Genomic DNA, 19,077 nt, shown 5'->3' with positions numbered 1-19,077 from the left:
CGTATTGTTTTAGAAGCGGGACATAAAAAACCACAGCGCAAGGGCTGTGGTTTTGGGTGTTACTGTCTAATTGAAATTAGAACAGAACACGTACACGGATAGTGCCTTCAACATCATGCAGCATATCCAGTGCTTCTTGAGATGCAGTTGCATCCACATCCATCACCAGATAACCGACATCACCTTTGGTCATTAAAGATTGACCCGAAATGTTGATGCCTTGCTCAGCAAACAGGTTGTTGATTTTAGACAATACGCCTGGAATGTTTTTATGAATGTGCAGTAAACGGTGTTTACCTTCAGTCAATGGCAAGGCAATTTCAGGGAAGTTCACTGCAGACAGGGTCATACCCTTGTCAGAATAAGCCACAAATTTCTCAGCCACTTCCAGACCAATGTTGGCTTGCGCTTCCATGGTTGAACCGCCCACGTGTGGAGTCAGGATCACATTGTCCAGACCGCGCAGTGGAGAAACGAATTCTTCACCATTGGCTTTCGGCTCTTTCGGGAATACGTCAACCGCAGCACCAGCCAGATGACCTGATTTAATTGCATCTGCCAGATCTTCAATAATGACACAGGTACCACGTGCCGCATTCAGGAAGATCGCGCCTTCTTTCATTTGTGCAAACTGTTCTTTGCCCATAAAGTTACGGGTTGATGGAACGTCTGGCACGTGTAGCGATACCACGTCTGCATTGGCCAGCAATTCAGCCAAAGAACCGACCTGGCGCGCATTACCCATTGGCAGTTTGGTCACTGCATCATAATAGATCACATGCATACCCAGGCTTTCAGCAAGCACAGACAGTTGCGAACCAATTGAACCGTAACCCACAATACCTAAAGTCTTACCGCGTGTTTCAAAAGAACCCGCTGCAGATTTTTCCCAGCCACCGCGGTGACATGATGCCGATTTGGCTGGTACGCCACGAAGCAGCAGAATCAGTTCAGCAAGGACCAGTTCCGCAACAGAACGGGTATTTGAATATGGTGCGTTAAATACTGGAATACCACGTACCATGGCTGCATTTAAATCGACTTGGTTGGTTCCGATACAGAAACAGCCAACCGCGATCAGCTTGTTCGCAGCTTCAAAGATTTCTTCAGTTAATTGCGTACGTGAACGAATACCAATGAAGTGTGCATCTTTGACCGCTTCTTTCAGCGCTTCACCCTCAAGCGCAGTTTTACGGTAGTCGATGTTGGTATATCCGGCAGCATTTAACGTGTCGATGGCATTTTGGTGAACGCCCTCTAACAACAGGAAACGAATTTTATCTTTAGGTAGTGAAAGATGTTGGCTCATTACGGCTCCGCTACAAAGGCCAAATTTAGTGGCAGTATCATATCATAGGAGCGGGCAGGAGATACATTCCATTTATGGCTGATCGGTCTGCTATTTCTGTAGAAAATATAAACGCAGGATTCATTTTTGGTTGAATTAACTCTGTATTTTCAAAGCTATATTATCAAAATGATGGTTTTTCTCAGGTTTTACAGAAAAATCGCTTATAATAGCCCCAGACGGCAAAAACCAGCCTCAGGCTGTTGGTTTCTTGCCCGTTTTTTATCTTTTACTGTGCTTTGGCATGACTTTAAAATGTACAGCGCCAGTCCGGATAAATCTCTTCTTGTTTAATTCTTGCCAGGTCTGCAAACGATGAATGCTCCAGTCGCTTTAACCCCAGAGTTATTGACCCAATTGACTGCAATTGTAGGTGAAAACCGTATTAAAACTGATGCGGACAGCCTCCAGAATTGGGGTCGAGATCATACCAAGCACTTTGATCCAAACCCATCCGTCATCGTTTTTCCATCGAGCACTGAGCAGGTGCAAGCGATTGTGAAACTTGCCAATCAGTTCAATGTGGCAGTCACGCCATCGGGCGGTCGTACCGGTCTTTCTGCGGGTGCGGTAGCGGCCAACGGTGAAATCGTGGTCAGCATGGACAAGATGAACCAGATTCTGGAATTCTTCCCGGCAGACCGCATGGTACGGGTACAGGCCGGTGTGGTGACTGAACAGCTGCAAAACTATGCCGAAGAGCAGGGCATGTATTACCCGGTCGATTTTGCCTCTGCCGGTTCATCACAAATTGGCGGTAACATCGGTACCAATGCCGGCGGCATTAAAGTAATTAAATACGGCATGACCCGTAACTGGGTGCTGGGCTTAACCGTGGTGACCGGTAAAGGTGATGTGCTGCGTTTAAACAAAGGCATGATCAAAAACGCCACCGGTTATGCACTGCAACACTTATTCATTGGTGGTGAAGGGACTTTAGGCCTCGTCACTGAAGCGGAAATCAAGCTGGAGCGTCAACCGCAAGACCTGCAAGTGATGGTGCTGGGTGTACCGGATTTTGATGCAGTCATGCCTGTGCTGCACGCTTTCCAGGCCAAAATTGATTTAACTGCGTTCGAGTTCTTTGGTGAACTGGCAATGCAGAAAGTACTGGCCAATGGTCATGTACAGCGTCCGTTTGAAACCGAATGTCCATTCTATGTATTGCTTGAATTTGAAGCGCCGTTTGAACCGATTATGGACAAGGCGATGGAAATTTTTGAGCACTGTATGGAACAGGGCTGGGTGCTGGACGGCGTACTCAGCCAAAGCCTGGATCAGGTCGAAAGCTTATGGCGTTTACGTGAAGATATTTCGGAATCGATTGCGCCGTTTATTCCATACAAAAACGATATTTCAGTGCTGATTACCCACGTGCCGGCATTTATTAAAGAAATTGATGCGATTGTGGCCGAGAACTATCCAGACTTTGAAATCTGCTGGTTCGGTCATATTGGGGATGGTAACCTGCACCTGAACATCCTGAAACCTGCCGATTTAAGCAAAGATGAATTCTTTGCCAAATGTCAGGTGGTGAACAAGTATGTGTTTGATACTGTAAAAAAATATGACGGTTCAATTTCTGCAGAGCACGGTGTTGGCATGACCAAAAAGCCATATCTGGAATACTCGCGTTCTGCTGAAGAAATCGAATATATGAAAGCCTTGAAACAGGTCTTTGACCCGAATGGGATTATGAACCCGGGTAAATTATTCGACCTGTAATCAGGCCAATAGAACGAAAAAGCGCATCTCCGGATGCGCTTTTTTTATGGCACTTATCATGTGCACTCTCGCTCAAATTACATTCTGTGCATAGTGTTAAGCGCAAAAAGCCGGCATCATTTTTACAGTGTTGAATCAGTTTGGATAGAGTTATGTTTCGTTTCGCTGCAATGGCAGGACTGGCGATTGCTGTTACAGGATGTGCCACCACCCAGAATATTGTGTCTAAAGTGACACCGTCTGCCGAAACACCGTTGGCACAGGTGTTAAAAGAGCGTCCGGATTTACGTAAACAGCTGGCGACAGTCGAGCTGCGTCAATTCTTTAATAATGTCGAATCACCGACTGCGGCCCAGGTTAAAGTGACTGAAACCGGTTTAATGGATGATTCGGTACGCTCGATTCGCACCATTTACAGTTTTAAACTGGTCGATGGCGACTGGGAAAAAGTGAAAACTGAAAAGAGCTATCAATGTCTGCGCGGCAAAAATACCAAGACTTTCCAGAAGGCTGTATGTCCTTAATCCGCTTGAATCTTTTAATGATTTTGATTGAAAAGCGTAGCTAAACCCTACGCTTTTCTGTTTTTAAACCGGGGATTTATACTGATTTTGTTCAGCCGCTCTAGCTAAGTGCTGCTGCCGCAAATCCAGCATTTCCTCATCAGAAAAGTCACAGATTTTAAAAATAAACTCTGCTACACTGCGCCCATTGTTATGATTGCAGCCTGCTAATCTTGCAGGCTTTTGAGCGCTATGCAAACCACTCCAACTACAACGCTCTCCCGCGCCACCTTAATGTTTCCGCTGGCTTTGGTGCTGTTCGAATTTTCTGTCTATATCGGCAATGATCTGGTACAGCCGGCCATGCTCGCCATTACCCAGGATTTTGGCGTCAGCAGTTCCTGGGCAGCCTCTTCGATGTCGTTTTATCTGCTCGGCGGTGCCTGTGTCGCGGCCATTTTAGGTCCTTTATCGGACCGTTTAGGCCGTAAAAAAGTCCTGCTGGGCGGGGTGCTGTTTTTTGTGGTGACCTGCCTGCTGATTTTATTGACCCAGAACATCGAAAGCTTTTTATTGCTGCGCTTTTTGCAGGGCTTTGGCTTGTCAGTAATTACTGCAGTAGGCTATGCCGCCATTCAGGAAAGTTTTGCCGAACGCGATGCAATTAAAGTCATGGCACTCATGGCCAATGTATCGCTGCTGGCGCCGCTATTGGGGCCAGTGTTGGGTGCGTTTATGATCGAGCATGTGTCCTGGCATTGGGGCTTTATTGGGATTGCAGCTTTGGCGGCTTTGAGCTGGCTCGGACTGAAAGCCAAAATGCCGGAGCAGCAGCTCAGTATTCCGAAACAGCCGATTGGCTATATCTGGGATGATTTTAAACAGGTACTGAAAAACCGCCGTTTTCTGACCATGACCTTTGCCTTGCCGCTCTTAAGCATGCCGCTGATGTTATGGATTGCCTTGTCGCCGGTGATGCTGGTGGAGCAGCTCAATCTGAGCAGTCTGCAATATGGTCTGGCCCAATTTCCGGTCTTGGGCGGGCTGATTGCCGGGAATTTATTGCTGCTGAAAATCATTGACCGTTTTGCTTTGGGACAGACTGTGCTGATGGGCTTGCCACTCATGTTGGTCGGTACCTTGCTGTTAATTCTTGGTCTGCTCATACCAGACTATTTAATCTGGTGTCTGATTCTGGGTATGACTTTAATCAGCTTTGGTGAGGGCATCAGTTTTTCAATTATTTACCGTTTTGCTTTGATGTCGTCCGAGGTGTCGAAAGGGACCGTGGCCGCAACCGCTTCTGTGCTGATGATGCTGAGCTTTTTTGTGGTGATTGAACTGGTGCGCATGCTCTACAGTCATTTTGAGCTGTGGGCTTATAGCCTGTCCTGTTTTGCCTTAATCGCCTTGTGGTTTGCTTATCCACGGCTAGGCTTAAAACAGATTATGCACGAACGTGCCGAAAGCGGTCAGTTTTAAGTGGGCTGATCATCTGGCATCTATAAATAAGATCATGTGGCTAAAAGGCCAAAAATAAAAGGCATCCAGCAAACAGTAGTCTGGTGAATGCCTGATTGATCGATGAGTCTGGAGTTACACTTCGACCTGCGGTTGTGCCATTTTCTTCAGTTTGGCATCAAAAATAAACGGGCCAAACGGTAAAATTGAAGCAATCACGCCCATTAAAAACACCTGAATTGACCATTTCTGTTTTTCACAGACCACGAACAGCACCACCAGAAAGGCAATAAACAGCACACCGTGGCCCATGCCGACGTATTTCACCAGAATTGGGTTACCCCATATATATTTCAGTGGCATGGCAATAAACAGCAAGGCCAGAAAAGATAAACCTTCTAAAAAACCCACCACGCGCAAGCTTTGGATGTTCATACTCTGCAATTTCCCCATAGATCTAGTTGCAGTGTAGCGAATATTGGCGCAGAGGGCCATGCTTTTTAGTGCACGGCCCGGTTTTAAGTTTTTGTTTTTTAATATAAATCAGACTGTAGGGCTTGGTTTTTGCTAAGCTGTTGATGTTGAAATAAAAGCCTGATAATTAATCTTGTAGCCTCAGATTGCTATTTAATCTAGGCATAGAAAAAGGCACTCATCGCTATGGATAAGTGCCTTAAAAATCAGAAAACTGTGGATAAGTCGGGATTTATCCGCACAAGGTTTAGATCACGCCACAGGCAATTCGGTCACCACCACCGCCTAACGGTTTTGGCGTATCGGCATAGTTATCGCCACCGGCATGAATCATGAGCGCCAGACCTTGTACATCCTGTAATTTCAGACGCGGCGCCAGTAGGGTGACACGTGCCGTGCCATTGGCTGCCACATTCAGGACCGGTAAATCACCGAGATGGCCGCTTAATGGATTGCCGTGGTTGGGTGCCTGATTCGGATTAAAGTGACCACCTGCGGCTAGCGCAGCCTGCATTTTACCGTCTTTTTCTGCTGGGGCGCAGGAACCGTTTTCATGAATATGGAAACCATGTGGACCCGGTGGTAACTGGGTCAGATTGGTACGGATAACCAGACCTGCAGCACTATCGGTCAGTTGGACTTCACCGAGCTGGGCGCCAATGCCTTGGGCAGAGACCGCATTAACGGCAACGTTTTTACTGGCGCCAATCACGGTATCGGGTGTGGTGGTACAGCCGACTCCGACCAGCGCGGTAAACGCACATAAAGCACCGAGTTTAAAAAGTGGGGTCATGGTTTGCATCCTGTCTTATTCGAATATGTGGCTTCATTCAAACAAGGCTCAGGAGGCAACACAATGCAGTTTGCGTACAGGCGTGTATAAGTTTCTTAATGAAATTTAGCCTTTTGGTGCAGCCGGTCCCTGATCATCGGGCAGGTCATAGGCCATGGTGGTTTTTGGCATCATCATGGCTTCGGCTTCATTGGTTTCATGCAGCCATTCACGCCAGATTGCCAGCAAGACCGCCAGAATCACCGGGCCAATAAACAGGCCAATCAGGCCAAAGCTGGCAATACCGCCCAGAACCCCGAACATGATCAGCAGGAATGGAATCTGGGTGGCGCCGGAAATCACCAGCGGACGAATCACGTTATCTGCGGTACTGACCACACACACGCCCCAGGCCATCACGCCAATTGCTTCAATGGTTTGCCCTTGAGAGAACAGCCACAGCGCCACCGAGCCATAGGCCAGCGGTGGGCCAAACGGAATCAGGGCAAACAGGAAAGTGACAATGGTCAATACCATCGGGTTTGGCACCCCGGCCACAAAGTAGCTGACCCCGGCCAAAAGTGCCTGGGCAATTGCAGTCAAGCCAACCCCGTAAACCACCGCACGGGTGGTTTCAGAAATGGTATCTAAATAATGGTGTACACGTGGTCCGATCACCATTTCCAGCGCTTTACTGACCTGATTTAAAATGGTCTGGCCATCACGATAGAAGAAGAACAGCGACAGCATGGCAAAGCCGAGTTTAATTAAATTGCGGCTAATTTCACTGAGCAGGAAACGGCCATAATTCAGATGGCCCTGAATCCAGACTGAAATCGAATTAATGATGCTGTTCGGATCTTCATTAATTTCGCGTAAGGAGCGGCTAATTTCTTTACCCACAAAGGGCAGATCGCGGATAAAATCCGGCACATTCAAATGCCCGGAAAAGACCTGCTTCTGTAATTCGTAATACAAGTTGCGCCCTTCGTGCTGCAAGATAAAAATGGCAAAGGTCAATGGAATACCGACCACCAGCGTCACCAGAATCATCATAATTGTGGCACTTAAGGTCGGCCGTGGACCGCACATGCGCTGTACCGACTGATACAGCGGCCAGGTCATATAGGCAATAATGGTGGCCCAAACTACAGGAACAATAAAGTATTTGAGGACATGAAAGCTCAAAAAAATCAGGACAAAAAATAGTCCAAATAGCAAGACTTTTTGTAAAGTGGGCGCGTATTGTTGCACTGAGTTCACTGGCTCATTCCTAAGGTCTTGAAGCATATTAACTGAAAACCCAGCGCTCGCAAATGAACGCTGCGTAAGTTCTGTTAAATATTGAAGCGGGAGTGGAAAGGCAAAAGCCGTTTAATCGCTTAAGCGCTTAGAACCATTGGGCCGGATCATCAATAATTGCATTCAGGACAGGCTGCCACTGATTTTGAATGGTCAGGTAATTTTTCTGGGTTTTATCAAATACGCTTAAACCCTGCATCGCCAGTTGACCATAGGCAGCACGTTCAGAAATCCAGGCCACCGGTTCCTGTTCAATTTTTTCAAAGAAATCACGAATTTCTTTGGAGCTGGCACTGTTGGCCTTGACCCGGTTGGCTAGCAGTAAAATCTGAACCTTGCCTTTACGAATCCGTTTAATTTCCTGCAAATGCTTTAAAAAGCGGCGGGTTGAATCAATATCGAAGAAGGAAGGCTGCAGCGGGGTAATAATCGCATGCGCTTCACTAATCAGCTGCTCGGCCTGATCACCAGATAATGCCCCCGGCGCATCAATAATCAGGTATTCGATATTTTTAGGCGCATCACCGACCGATTTTTCATGACGCCAGTCCAGACTCTGAATGGGAGCGGCGCTTTCTGGACGCTGTTTTAACCATTGTCGTGCAGATTTCTGGTTATCGGCATCGGCCAGGGCGACTTTATATCCTTTTTGGGCTAAGGCGGAAGCTAAACTGATGGCGGTAATGGTTTTTCCACATCCACCTTTTTGATTGGCGACTAAGATTGTTTTCATGACCCTACTAAAGATTTTATTCTGCTCATCCCTAGCATATCATTGTTTGATGTGCTGGAGATGACCGTTGACAAAAGTCGTAGCGCTGCTTGCAAATTTTAAAAAATCAGGAAAACCCCATGTCAATATGGATGGCAATGCTTATAGGCGTTGCAATAGGAGTGGTGCTGACCACCATCATTTTAAGTCATAGCCGCAATGGCCGGATTAAGGCCGAATATGAACAGTATATTGCCGAGCTGGAGCTGGAACATCAGCAGGCACTGGCGCAGGCCAAAAAGCGCAGCGTCAATACCAGTCGCGCGGTGCTCAAAGGCAAAATGGCCGAGCAGATGGCACCGATTATGCCGCAATTTGAATACTTGCCCAGCGATGCCAAATTTCTGGGCGATCCGGTCGATTATATCGTATTTGATGGCTATACCGACTTTCGGGATGGCGATGGTCGGGCTGAGGATATTCAGGTGGTGTTAATTGATATTAAAAGTGGCGGCGCACGTCTGACCAAAGGCCAGCAGGCCATTGCCGAAGCTATTCAGCAGGGGCGACTGCGCTTTGAAACCATCCGTATTGATTTCGAGGATTAATTTTTTGATGACTGAATTTTCTTGTGAATAAAATACTGCTCAGTCTGGCGGGACTGGCCCTGATGATCTGGCTATGGTCGGAATATTTTCGTGCCATCCCACATTTACAGCAGTCAGGGGTGTTAAAGAACTTTGCGCTGGAAACTGAAGGGGATTTTTCCGGGCAGTATCAGGTCGTGGCAAAACGTTACTACAGTCCGGATCGCCGGGTGATTCATCCGGCTGCACCGGTGGTGGGACATTTTAATGATCTGGCCTATGTCAGCAATATTGATCTGCTGCTGGCCAAAGACGTGTTTAGTTCATCAGAGCAGGCCCAAACGGTCGATTTTGAACAGACCCAGCGCTGCTATCAGTTTCAGGTGGCGTCCACTAGCTCGCTTGCAGCACAACAGGTGATTGCCAACACGCTCAATATCAGCGCCATTGCTGCCAGCGAACAGATTGCTCAGCGCCTGCGCCGTGTTAAAGCCGGGCAGCGTATAGTGCTGCGCGGCGAGTGGGTCAAGGTGCGTTCAGTCAGCACGGGGCAGTATTTTCAGATCAACCATTACCCGCTACCAGCGAACAATTGCCGGATAGTACGGGTGCAGCAGCTTCAAGTACTGGATTAACCGCGTTTAAGCCGGTTTACGCACACGGGCCAGCAGCATCCGCTGGCCAATTTTCGGAATACCGGCCGCATCTATCTCGTATTTTTCCTGAAATTCAAAACCGGCCTGCTGTAACAGCAGCGCCAGATCGCGGTTGAGATGACAGCCATCCGCCAGCCGTTTTTGCAGCGGCGTCAGCAGATGTTGCAAGCGTTGAATATATAAATTTTCAGGATGCAGTACATGCTCGACCAGATGCAGGCAACCACCCGGTTTCAGTACCCGATAAATTTCGGCCAGACACTGTTCAATCTGTTGCACGCTGCATAAGGTCCAGGTTGATACTACATGCTCCAGACGATTATCGGCAAAATCCAGCTGCTCAGCTTTGCCAGCCAGATGCTCCACCAGAATGGCACTGTCACGAATCCGTGTTTCGGCCAGCTGGAAAATCTCCAGGTTTGGCTCCAGCGCATAGACTACATCGACATTTTGGTAAAAGGGTAAATTCAGCCCGGTGCCAAAGCCAATCTCCAGTACCTCACCCTCAATTGGCAGCAGCAATTCACGGCGTAAATCCATCAGGCTCGGCGTCTGCATCACCTGATTCAGCAGGTGTGGGAAAATATGCTGTTGATAGAATTTATAAAGCATTGAAATCACATATTTTTATTTAATCTATGTTTATTTTAACTGAGCCGCGCAGGCAAAGACAAAAATGAGACCAAAGATAACCATTTTCTTACCATTTCTTTATTTTCTGCTGATCAACATCAATTAATATCAAAGATATATCTGTTCTGACTGAAGGATCTGAGACTCTCATGAAGCTGCGCTTTGGACTTATTTCGTTTATGACGGCCGCCTTGTTACAGACCAGTGCCATGGCATCGGTCGACTATAATATTGCCAAAGGGTTAGCGCCGGCATCTGCTGATCAGTCGATTTCGGTCTTGCAGTCCTTTCGTGGCGATTTCCGGATTTTAGGTTCAAAAACCTATACCGATGATGAGCAGGCCAAGTTTTCTCCGATTGATTATGCGGTGAGCTGGGGCCTGTTTGCAGAGCCGGAAATTGCCCGGCATATTACGGTAAATCAGTATGACCGCTATTTAAACTGGAAGATGGATCGTTTGCCGGTGCCAGCAGAGCAGGCCATGCAGATGGTTTCCAATATGCACATCATTCCGGCTAATCCAAAAATTGCCAAACAGATTAAACAGGTCAAACGTGGTGATCTGGTGCGTTTAAGCGGGGAGTTGGTCGAAGTTAAAGACAAAGATATGGTTTGGACGTCGTCACTCACCCCGACCGATACAGGTGATGGTGCCTGTGAAGTGTTTCGGGTCAGTTCAATCCAGTGGATTGAAAAAGTAAAACGCAGTTAATGTGGCCTGATGGGTAAAATGTAGCACCAGGGGAATGTTGATGAATCATAGGTGGATGAATCATAGCAAGACACTCATTCTCTGTAGCTGGCTGGGGCTGTTGACCCTCAGCGGTTGTGGTAGCGTCAGTACCCCGGTCGATGGTACTCATGTTTATCATGCCGATCAGCAATGTCCGGCACTGTTAAATTTAAAGATCGGGGAAACCCTGGAATTGCGTCTGGCAGAAAATCCAGCCACCGGCTATCACTGGTCGGTGATGCAACATCCGTCCATCTTTAAGCTGGAAACCTTGTATCTACACGCGGATGCAGAAAATGCTCAGCATGACTCCGCGCAGTTAAATGCCGCTGGAGAAAAAACCTTCCGTTTTCGTGCGGTTCAGGTGGGTGAAGGACTGATTCATTTAAAACAGGCTAGGGCGGGAGAACCGCTTCCCTTGGCAGAATGGAAATGCCGGGTGCGCGTAGCTTAAAACCTGAACATCAGACATAAAAAAACCTCTGTTTTAGAGGTTTTTCGTTTTAAAGGCTTATTTGGCTGTGAGCACTTCGCCTGCAAACTGTACACCAGCCCAACCTTGCTGCATAAACTGGCGGATATTCTGGTGGTCGGTGGCTTCAGGCGTGGCCAGTACCGCCGCATAGTGTTCAGCAAACAGGCTTAAGGTTTGCGCATGATCTAAACCATTTAATTTGGCAAAACTCAGTACTTTAGCGCTGCCTTGGTTTTCGGTGGCGGCATTGTGTTGCTGGCCATTACTAAACGCAGTTGGTGTGTGGGTATAACGTGCATCAATATAGGCAATTACATCTGCAAAGTTCGCTTTGCCTGCATGCAGCTGGGCCAATAAATCTTGAGCCATCATGTTCTCAATCCATAGAAAAAATTGGTAAAAGCCCTGCGACAATAGCATGTTTTTTCGCAGGGGTTTAGCCTATTTCGGCCTCAATTTTTGCACCCGGCAGATGAAAAAATCTGCGCTTTGGCCCAACTTGTGGATAAAATGGCAGTTATACACATGGAGATAAACACAACATGAATTGGCTTTGGGTGGCATTGGGTGGAGCAATCGGGGCGAGTCTGCGCTATGGCCTGAGTCTGTGGCTATTTAAGCCCGGTGTGTTATTTCCCTGGCCGACCTGGTCGGTGAATCTGCTTGGCTGTTTTGCTGCCGGAATATTTTTTGCCTTCAGCCAAAAGTTCCCGGTACTACAACAGGAGCTGCGACTGTTTCTAATGGTCGGGATTTTAGGTGGCTTTACTACCTTTTCCAGTTTTGGACTGGAAACTTTTCAATTGCTGAAACAGGGACACACCAGCGTGGCGTTAATATATGTGATCTCAAGTGTGATTTTGGGTGTGCTCTGTCTGGCGGTGGGTTTTTATCTGTTTCAGGTGCTATTAAATACGAAATAAAAAACAGGAAAATCAACTGCATAAAATAAAAAATGAAGCCTAGCTGGAGATAAAGGTCTAGACTTCATAAAGGATGTGTATGCCAATTTTTTTCTACTGCGCGGCTTAGTCCTTGCTGCGTTTAAAACGGGCAAAGCGTTTATTGAAGCTGGCGACACGGCCTTCATTGCTGGCCTGACGTTGCTCACCGGTATAAAACGGATGCGAAGCACTGGAAATATCTAAAGTCATATAGGGATAGATTTTGCCCTGATATTCCTTGGTCTGCTGCGGCTTCAGGGTGCTGCCAATAATAAAATAGGCATCGGCATTGGTGTCGTGAAACAGCACTTCCTGATATTCGGGATGGATCTCTGGACGCATAACAATTCCTCATGTTTGCTGAATATTGTAATGTTATAACGTAACAAATAAAAAGTAAAGTCAGCCCGAATGGGTCATTCGGGCTCAGCGTGGTTTTTAATATATGGTTTAAGCGTGTGGTGGAACCAGTTCTTCAAACAGATCATTTAAATTGTCATGCACTTTTAAATGAATCAGATTCCAGTAATGACCCGATACCGTACGGTTGACCATTAAGGTATCGGGTGATGGCTTGAATACATCCCAATATTTTAACGAGGGTTTCATCAGTTCCATACCATCATGATGGGCCGAGTTTTCGGCAAAATCATAATCGGTGGTCAAAGGGCGCATCAGCACTTCCAGCCAGGCCTGATACAGTTCTGGCGGGAATTTGCCTTGTTCGGACAGGGAGTGCAGGGCAGTCAGTTCCTGTTCCATTAAGGCAATATTCTGGGCACGGCCGGCCTGAATCAGCGCTTTAAAATGCTGCACAATGTCATTGGACAAGGTCTTCACACCGCCGTAATCATAAATAATCACGCTGCCATCTTCACGGAAGGCAAAGTTACCCGGATGCGGGTCACAGTGGAAACGCTTGAGATAGAAAATTTCCTGACCAATAGCGCGAAACAGCCGGCGTCCCAGTTCATTCCGGGTCGCCAGTGGCCACTGGCTGGCGGTTTCAATACTGTCACCCTGTTCCAGACTTAACGTTAAAATATGCCGGGTCGAATAGTCCTTAAAGACCTGCGGAATAATAATTTTACTGTCCAGCGCCTGATGGAAGGTACGCGCCACTTCCAGGTTTTGTGCTTCAATCTGGTAGTTCAGCTCATTGTCCAGACTGTCCTGAATTTCCTGGAACAGTTTGTCCTGCAATTTGCGGTCAATTTTTAACACACCCATTAAACGCAAGGCCAGACGCACCTGTTTCAGGTCACTTTCACAGGCTTCATCGACACCCGGATACTGGATTTTCACTACCACCTGTTCACCCGTCGGCAAAATTGCCTTATGTACCTGGCCAATGGACGCGGCGGCAAATGGGGTTTCATCAAAATGCTGGAAAATCTGCGCGAGGGGCTTGCCCAGTTCTTTTTCGATTTGTGCCTGAATTTCGGCAAAAGGCATGGGCGGTGCCTGACGTTGTAATTTGCTGATGGCCCGCGCCACTTCTGGTGGGAAAATATCTTTATATTGCGAGGCAATTTGCCCCACTTTCATGACCGCACCTTTCATTTCTCCCAAGGTATCGGCAATCTGGATACCAATATCCTGAAACAGTTTGCTGCGTGCGGCATTCTTCTGCTCGTCATCGGCAGAAAAGTTTTTAATTGAATTGGAAACGGTTTTGGTGGCGATACTGGCGGTCATACTGGCCAGTTTCATAAAGCGACGACCCGGTGTACTAGCCGTTTTTGCCATGCGAGGTTCCTTAAGATCATCTTGACTATCTGCCTTGAGCATACCGGCAGTTGGGTGAAAAGCCTACTTTAAATTGTTAATAAGCAATTTCACTGCATGCTACAAATAAAAAAGCCGGCGGTAATGGCCGGCTAGAGATGATGGAAGGCGAATCGCTTAGCTGCTTTGACTCAGGCGCTGGTTGTTCATATACAACCGGATCAGCAACAGTACACAGGCCACGCTCAAGCCGACAATCAGGCCGACCCAGACCCCGGCGGCACCCATGCTGCCAAAGCGGGAAAAATATACCCCGACCGGAAAGGCAATGACCCAGTAGGCCAGCATGGTAATCCACATTGGGCCTTTGGTGTCCTGCATACCGCGTAAACAGCCGGCTGCACTAATTTGCCAGGCATCCATTAGCTGGTAGGCAATTGCAAACAGCAGCAGATACATTGCCACCTGTGCCACATCGACATCCGAGGTATAAATCGAAATAATTTCCGGACGGAACAGCCACATAAAACTCATGGTCATAAAGGCCAGCAGGGTTGCGGTAATCAGACCCAGATACTGCACGCGGCGCATGGCAGCCCAGTTTTTTTCACCATAATAGGTGCCAATGCGGATGGTCAGTGCAATGGCTAGAGACATCGGAATCATAAACAGCTGTGAGGTCACCGACATGGCAATCTGGTGTGCTGCTACCAGCGTTTCCCCTAAGGGGCTAATCACGATGGCTGCGGTACTGAAAATACTGACTTCAAAGAAAATTGCCAAACCAATCGGCAGGCCGAGCATTAAAATCCGTTTCATCCAGTAACGGTCGATGGGTTCCCAGCGGGTGAAAATCTGGGTGCTTTGGTAGGCGCTGCTTTTGGAAATGTACAGCGCCAGGGTAATAAACATCAGCCACTGTAAAATGGCCGTGGCAAAGCCGCAGCCGGCACTGCCCAGTTCAGGCAGCGGCCCTAAACCATACATAAAGATCAGGTTCAACGGCACCAGTACTACCAGCGCCAGCAGACTGATGACCGTTACCGGCCGTGGATAACCCAGCGCCTCGGAATAGCCACGTAGCGCAGCATACATGGTCACCGCCGGCATACCAAACCCAATGGCATGCAGGAACAGTCCGGCTTTCGGTTGCAGGCTTTCTGGTACTCCAAGCAGCGGCAATAACAGCGGCGCCAGCTGTAGAATCAGGCAGGCAATCCAGCCCAAAATAAACGCCACCCATAACGATTGCCGGGCAATGGTGGCAATTTTTTCCGGTGTACGCGCACCATTGGCCTCGGCCACCAGCGGTGTAGTGGCAATCATGATGCCACTAAACAGCAGCATCACCGGAAGCCACAGCCCCACACCAACTGCAATTGCGGCCAGATCGGTCGGTGAAAACTGACCGGCCATAATGGTATCAATTAGCCCCAGACCGGCCTGGGCAAATTGCGTCACCAGAATCGGAATCATTAAACGGAACAGTTGTTTTAATTCAAAACGTGTGCTGCCAAGCGTAGCCACAGTTATTACCCATATTCATCATGTGCTTAGAACAGAGCGATTAGCGTTGTAAAGTGAGAAGCACACCTATAAAAATCACCACGCCACCCAGAAGACGTTGCCAGTTGATGGGTGCTTTTTCTGTGCCCAGGACACCAAAATGATCGACCAGCATCGACATGGCAATCTGGCCAAACAGGATTAAACCGGTCAGGGTGAGATAGCCGAGTTTCGGTGCTGCATAAATACTTAAACTGATGGCATAGACCCCTAACACACCGCCCAGCCACATATACCAGGGCAAATGGACGATCTCGTGCAGATTGGGTTTGGGAACCTGTTGAAAAAACACCAAAATAGCCAGCACTATTGTACCAACCAAAAACGAGAAAAGGGCAGCCTGCAAAGGAGAATATAAATATTCGCGTAGCTGGGTATTGATGGCGGTTTGCAGGGTCATGGCAATCCCGATCCCCATGGCCAGCGGCATTAAAAGCAGTAATTGCGAAGATATTTTCATCATTCTAACACGCTAATTCTTCTGTAATTTTTTCTAGTGTAGCGGGATTCGCTGTGAGATTTTATCGGTGTCCTGATGCAGTCATGTTAAAATATGCATCTTCCTTTGCTGTTTTTGAGCTTGTTCCTTGGCTGAATTGAATCCTGCGTCTGTTCCCTTGTCCCTCTATATTCACATGCCGTGGTGTGTGCGCAAGTGTCCGTATTGTGACTTTAACTCGCATGCCGTCCCGGATGGCAAACTGTCACTAGATTTGGAGCAGCAATATTTACAGGCCTTGGTCGCCGATTTTAATACACAGCTGGAACTTGCCCAGGGTCGTAAAATTCACAGTGTGTTTATTGGCGGTGGGACGCCATCGCTGATTTCAGCAGCCGGCTATCAATGGCTGTTTGCACAGCTTAAAGCGCTGTTGCCGTTTCAAGACGATTGCGAAATTACCTTAGAGGCCAATCCGGGCACCATTGAACATGATCCTTTTGCCGGTTATCTGGCAGCGGGAATTAACCGTCTGTCAATTGGGGTGCAAAGTTTTAATAGCGATCATCTGCAAAAACTGGGCCGGATTCATAGCCAGAGTGATGCGCTTTCAGCGATTCACTTGGCGCGTGAGGCCGGCTTTCAGCGCATTAACGTCGATTTGATGCATGGTTTGCCGGAGCAGACTTTGGAACAGGCCTTAAATGATTTAAAACTGGCGGTCGAGCAGGGCGCAACCCATATTTCCTGGTATCAGCTGACCATTGAACCGAATACCGTGTTTTTCCGCACCCAGCCGGTGTTACCGGTCGATGAAGTGCTGGAAGCAATTCAGGAACAGGGTGAGGCTTATTTAAAGGCCAATGGTTTTATCAATTATGAAGTATCGGCGTGGCGGAAGGAGCGACCTTCGGCACATAATTTGAATTACTGGCAATTTGGCGATTATCTGGCGATTGGCGCTGGTGCGCATGGCAAAGTCACCCGACCTGATGGCGTATATCGTTATCAAAAAACCCGTCAGCCGAAAGACTATTTAGCCAAAGTACCTGCCGAGCATTTGCAGTTTAAACGCATCGAAGCTGAAGACATGCCGTTTGAATTTATGATGAATGCACTACGTTTAAATAAAGGTGTGGATGCTCATCTTTATACAGCACGTACAGGTTTGGCATTAGATACGGTTTTGCCTGTGGTAAATTCCTTACGCCAACGTCATTTGATGGTGGCAGATGAAACTCGCTTGTCGTGTACGCCGCAAGGGCATATGTTCTTGAACTCAATATTAGAAGAGTTTTTATAAGACGATAAAGCCCAATATATATTGGGCTTTATCTGTTTTTAAGTAGTGCTTAAGGCAAATTGACACCTGTTAATGAGCCAATCATGCTATTTGGATCATTGCTAAAAATATAGCCATCGCCTGTGTACAGCCAACCAATTTTACCTTGTTCATTTAAACGACGTAGTAAATTTGGACTGCCATTGTTTAAACGCAAAGCATTTTCTGCAAAGACTTTATATTCTGTAGTAGTCGATTTACTGCTGTCTTTTTCAAATAAAAGCGCTTCTGTTTCGGTTGGTTTGACATAAAAAGTGCTAGAAACTAAACGATAACCCGCTTTCAATTGATTTTGAATGATTGTATTGATTTCTGCAGTATTTGGTTCTGTTACTGAGTTCATTGGCTTTTTGACATATACATAGCTATAGGTACCGTTATGTGTGCTGCTATTGGCACAGGTTGCTATATCAACGCTATTGGTATTCGCTAAGGTGGTTTGTGCACCAACAAAAACATTCGAATCCCATAAAATCAATTTACAGCCTTTTGCCCCGAGTTCATTAAAGCCAGCAATCATATCTTGGACTGTGGCAGCAGGATAAAAGTGTTTGTAATCTAAAGTATAGCTGTCTGATGCAGAGGTTTTTTTCACAAAATAATGGGTGAAATTCAGTGATGAACCTGCACGATGTGATGAAAATGGTAGATAGCCATTGGCCGCTTGCGCTTTCGCTTCATCAAACCAACGTGCATAGCGAATATCAAGGCTATTTAAATTCAAATTTTTACTGGTATAGGCATAGCGCTGCTGTTGCTTGCTATTGGTTAAATATAAGTTTTCAGGGCTGCCTGAAGACGTCGTTTTAATATTACGGTGCAGCAATGCATAACCTTGCTGACCTAAGGTGTTGAGTTGCGCTAAATATTCTGTTGCTTGACTTACGGGATCTAAAGACGCAGCTAATTGATAACTGCCCGTTGCCAATACTGTTTTTGGAGCGAGCGTACTAAAAGCCGGTGAACTTTTAGTTAAACAACTTGCATTTTTAATAGGGTCTGCAATTGCATTGATTTGTTTTTCAATTTCTGTGCGATCTTGAGAGGTAATGATGCAGACTGCATTGCTGTTTTTATAAGTTAATGCCACTTTTAGCGCAGGCGCGTTGGCATTCGAAAGTGCAGACCTATAATCTGCTAAATGATAAATCACAGCACCTACTTGTTGCTTAGGTTGAATATTACTCACCATAGCAAACTGATCTGTTAAGGTTCGATTATCAATTAGAGAGCTAGCACAATTTCCAGCTTCTGTTGCTTTAACACTTTCTGTGGTGATATCTAAAGCTGTTGCTGCTGTTTTAGAAACCACGGCTTTACTGTATGGACAACCTGTCGGCATACCAAATAACCAAGAACCTTGAAATTGATCTGCAACATCTGCGACTGGTGTTGGTGTCGGTGTTGGTGTCGGTGTCGGTGTCGGTGTCGGTGTCGGTGTCGGTGTCGGTGTCGGTGTCGGTGTCGGTGTCGGTGTTGGTGTCGGTGTCGGTGTCGGTGTTGGTGTTGGTGTTGGTGTTGGTGTTGGTGTCGGCGTGTTGGATGAGCTATCAGAACCACCACAGCCAGCCAGTACCAAGCTGCCCATACTGATCGCTAGAATATGCAGTGAAAGCATTTTATATTTCATGATTATTACCTGTTATTTTTAGAGTTTTCACCGCAGAGCTTAGCGA

General features: G+C 47.1%; 21 protein-coding genes. 9 read left to right on the top strand and 12 right to left on the bottom strand.

Going from position 1 to position 19,077, the window contains the following annotated elements:
• Window positions 1–76: 76 nt before the first annotated feature.
• The gene (gene serA / locus FTU67_RS05125) at window positions 77–1,309 is read right to left on the bottom strand and encodes a phosphoglycerate dehydrogenase (RefSeq protein ID WP_005180397.1); all 1,233 of its coding nucleotides are present in this window, start codon (window positions 1,307–1,309) and stop codon (window positions 77–79) included.
• A 354-nt stretch (window positions 1,310–1,663) separates the two neighbouring features.
• Here serA and FTU67_RS05120 point away from each other — a divergent pair, with 354 nt between their 5' ends.
• From FTU67_RS05120 to FTU67_RS05105, 3 genes are all read left to right on the top strand, one after another.
• Window positions 1,664–3,073: an FAD-binding oxidoreductase gene (locus tag FTU67_RS05120; RefSeq protein WP_045795292.1), complete on the top strand. Its 1,410-nt coding sequence runs from the start codon at window positions 1,664–1,666 to the stop codon at window positions 3,071–3,073.
• A 152-nt stretch (window positions 3,074–3,225) separates the two neighbouring features.
• Complete coding sequence (locus tag FTU67_RS05115; RefSeq protein WP_005180395.1) at window positions 3,226–3,597, top strand: hypothetical protein; 372 nt, start codon at window positions 3,226–3,228, stop codon at window positions 3,595–3,597.
• A gap of 231 nt (window positions 3,598–3,828) precedes the next feature.
• Window positions 3,829–5,058 carry an MFS transporter gene (locus FTU67_RS05105; protein ID WP_180061484.1) on the top strand — a complete coding sequence of 410 codons (1,230 nt, stop codon included), beginning with the start codon at window positions 3,829–3,831 and terminating at the stop codon, window positions 5,056–5,058.
• A gap of 114 nt (window positions 5,059–5,172) precedes the next feature.
• Here FTU67_RS05105 and FTU67_RS05100 read toward each other — a convergent pair whose 3' ends face one another.
• The 4 genes from FTU67_RS05100 to FTU67_RS05085 form a co-directional block, all read right to left on the bottom strand.
• Window positions 5,173–5,472 carry a DUF3817 domain-containing protein gene (locus FTU67_RS05100; RefSeq protein WP_045795347.1) on the bottom strand — a complete coding sequence of 100 codons (300 nt, stop codon included), beginning with the start codon at window positions 5,470–5,472 and terminating at the stop codon, window positions 5,173–5,175.
• Between the two features lie 286 nt (window positions 5,473–5,758).
• Window positions 5,759–6,304 (bottom strand): superoxide dismutase family protein, encoded by a 546-nt coding sequence (gene sodC / locus FTU67_RS05095; RefSeq protein ID WP_104489504.1) that lies wholly within the window; start codon window positions 6,302–6,304, stop codon window positions 5,759–5,761.
• Window positions 6,305–6,409: 105 nt separating this feature from the next.
• Complete coding sequence (locus FTU67_RS05090; RefSeq protein WP_162182848.1) at window positions 6,410–7,537, bottom strand: AI-2E family transporter; 1,128 nt, start codon at window positions 7,535–7,537, stop codon at window positions 6,410–6,412.
• Between the two features lie 136 nt (window positions 7,538–7,673).
• Complete coding sequence (locus FTU67_RS05085; RefSeq protein WP_005180385.1) at window positions 7,674–8,318, bottom strand: ParA family protein; 645 nt, start codon at window positions 8,316–8,318, stop codon at window positions 7,674–7,676.
• 119 nt (window positions 8,319–8,437) lie between these two features.
• Here FTU67_RS05085 and FTU67_RS05080 point away from each other — a divergent pair, with 119 nt between their 5' ends.
• Entirely contained in the window at window positions 8,438–8,905 is a 468-nt protein-coding gene (locus FTU67_RS05080) for a Holliday junction resolvase-like protein (RefSeq protein WP_180061483.1), read from the top strand.
• Window positions 8,906–8,928: 23 nt separating this feature from the next.
• Window positions 8,929–9,519, top strand: coding sequence for a hypothetical protein (locus tag FTU67_RS05075; RefSeq protein WP_286420076.1), 591 nt, complete (start codon window positions 8,929–8,931; stop codon window positions 9,517–9,519).
• 6 nt (window positions 9,520–9,525) lie between these two features.
• Here the strand turns inward: FTU67_RS05075 and FTU67_RS05070 are convergent, their stop codons facing one another.
• Entirely contained in the window at window positions 9,526–10,152 is a 627-nt protein-coding gene (locus FTU67_RS05070; RefSeq protein WP_168384184.1) for a class I SAM-dependent methyltransferase, read from the bottom strand.
• Window positions 10,153–10,352: 200 nt separating this feature from the next.
• Between FTU67_RS05070 and FTU67_RS05065 the strand changes: the two genes are divergently transcribed.
• A complete protein-coding gene (locus FTU67_RS05065) occupies window positions 10,353–10,886 on the top strand; it encodes a hypothetical protein (protein ID WP_373366849.1) in 534 nt (177 codons plus the stop codon).
• 55 nt (window positions 10,887–10,941) lie between these two features.
• On the top strand, window positions 10,942–11,361 hold the full coding sequence (locus FTU67_RS05060) for a protease inhibitor I42 family protein (RefSeq protein ID WP_034597979.1): 420 nt from the start codon (window positions 10,942–10,944) through the stop codon (window positions 11,359–11,361).
• A gap of 57 nt (window positions 11,362–11,418) precedes the next feature.
• Here the strand turns inward: FTU67_RS05060 and FTU67_RS05055 are convergent, their stop codons facing one another.
• The gene (locus FTU67_RS05055) at window positions 11,419–11,751 is read right to left on the bottom strand and encodes a HopJ type III effector protein (RefSeq protein ID WP_034598239.1); all 333 of its coding nucleotides are present in this window, start codon (window positions 11,749–11,751) and stop codon (window positions 11,419–11,421) included.
• Window positions 11,752–11,924: 173 nt separating this feature from the next.
• Between FTU67_RS05055 and crcB the strand changes: the two genes are divergently transcribed.
• The gene (crcB, locus tag FTU67_RS05050; protein ID WP_180061482.1) at window positions 11,925–12,305 is read left to right on the top strand and encodes a fluoride efflux transporter CrcB; all 381 of its coding nucleotides are present in this window, start codon (window positions 11,925–11,927) and stop codon (window positions 12,303–12,305) included.
• Between the two features lie 105 nt (window positions 12,306–12,410).
• Here the strand turns inward: crcB and FTU67_RS05045 are convergent, their stop codons facing one another.
• From FTU67_RS05045 to FTU67_RS05030, 4 genes are all read right to left on the bottom strand, one after another.
• Entirely contained in the window at window positions 12,411–12,668 is a 258-nt protein-coding gene (locus FTU67_RS05045; protein WP_016658507.1) for a type B 50S ribosomal protein L31, read from the bottom strand.
• A 108-nt stretch (window positions 12,669–12,776) separates the two neighbouring features.
• Window positions 12,777–14,075, bottom strand: coding sequence for an AarF/ABC1/UbiB kinase family protein (locus FTU67_RS05040; protein WP_016658508.1), 1,299 nt, complete (start codon window positions 14,073–14,075; stop codon window positions 12,777–12,779).
• Between the two features lie 156 nt (window positions 14,076–14,231).
• On the bottom strand, window positions 14,232–15,530 hold the full coding sequence (locus FTU67_RS05035; RefSeq protein ID WP_075168245.1) for an MATE family efflux transporter: 1,299 nt from the start codon (window positions 15,528–15,530) through the stop codon (window positions 14,232–14,234).
• Window positions 15,531–15,621: 91 nt separating this feature from the next.
• On the bottom strand, window positions 15,622–16,080 hold the full coding sequence (locus tag FTU67_RS05030; RefSeq protein WP_016658510.1) for a DMT family transporter: 459 nt from the start codon (window positions 16,078–16,080) through the stop codon (window positions 15,622–15,624).
• 127 nt (window positions 16,081–16,207) lie between these two features.
• Between FTU67_RS05030 and hemW the strand changes: the two genes are divergently transcribed.
• Complete coding sequence (hemW, locus tag FTU67_RS05025; protein WP_180061481.1) at window positions 16,208–17,362, top strand: radical SAM family heme chaperone HemW; 1,155 nt, start codon at window positions 16,208–16,210, stop codon at window positions 17,360–17,362.
• 49 nt (window positions 17,363–17,411) lie between these two features.
• Here hemW and FTU67_RS05020 read toward each other — a convergent pair whose 3' ends face one another.
• Window positions 17,412–19,031 (bottom strand): PT dipeptide repeat lipoprotein, encoded by a 1,620-nt coding sequence (locus tag FTU67_RS05020; protein WP_180061480.1) that lies wholly within the window; start codon window positions 19,029–19,031, stop codon window positions 17,412–17,414.
• Window positions 19,032–19,077 lie beyond the last annotated feature (46 nt).

Origin of the sequence: Acinetobacter sp. YH12132 (assembly GCF_013418645.1) — a bacterium.
Classification (GTDB): domain Bacteria; phylum Pseudomonadota; class Gammaproteobacteria; order Pseudomonadales; family Moraxellaceae; genus Acinetobacter; species Acinetobacter indicus.
This window is presented reverse-complemented; position numbering and strand designations above follow the sequence as displayed.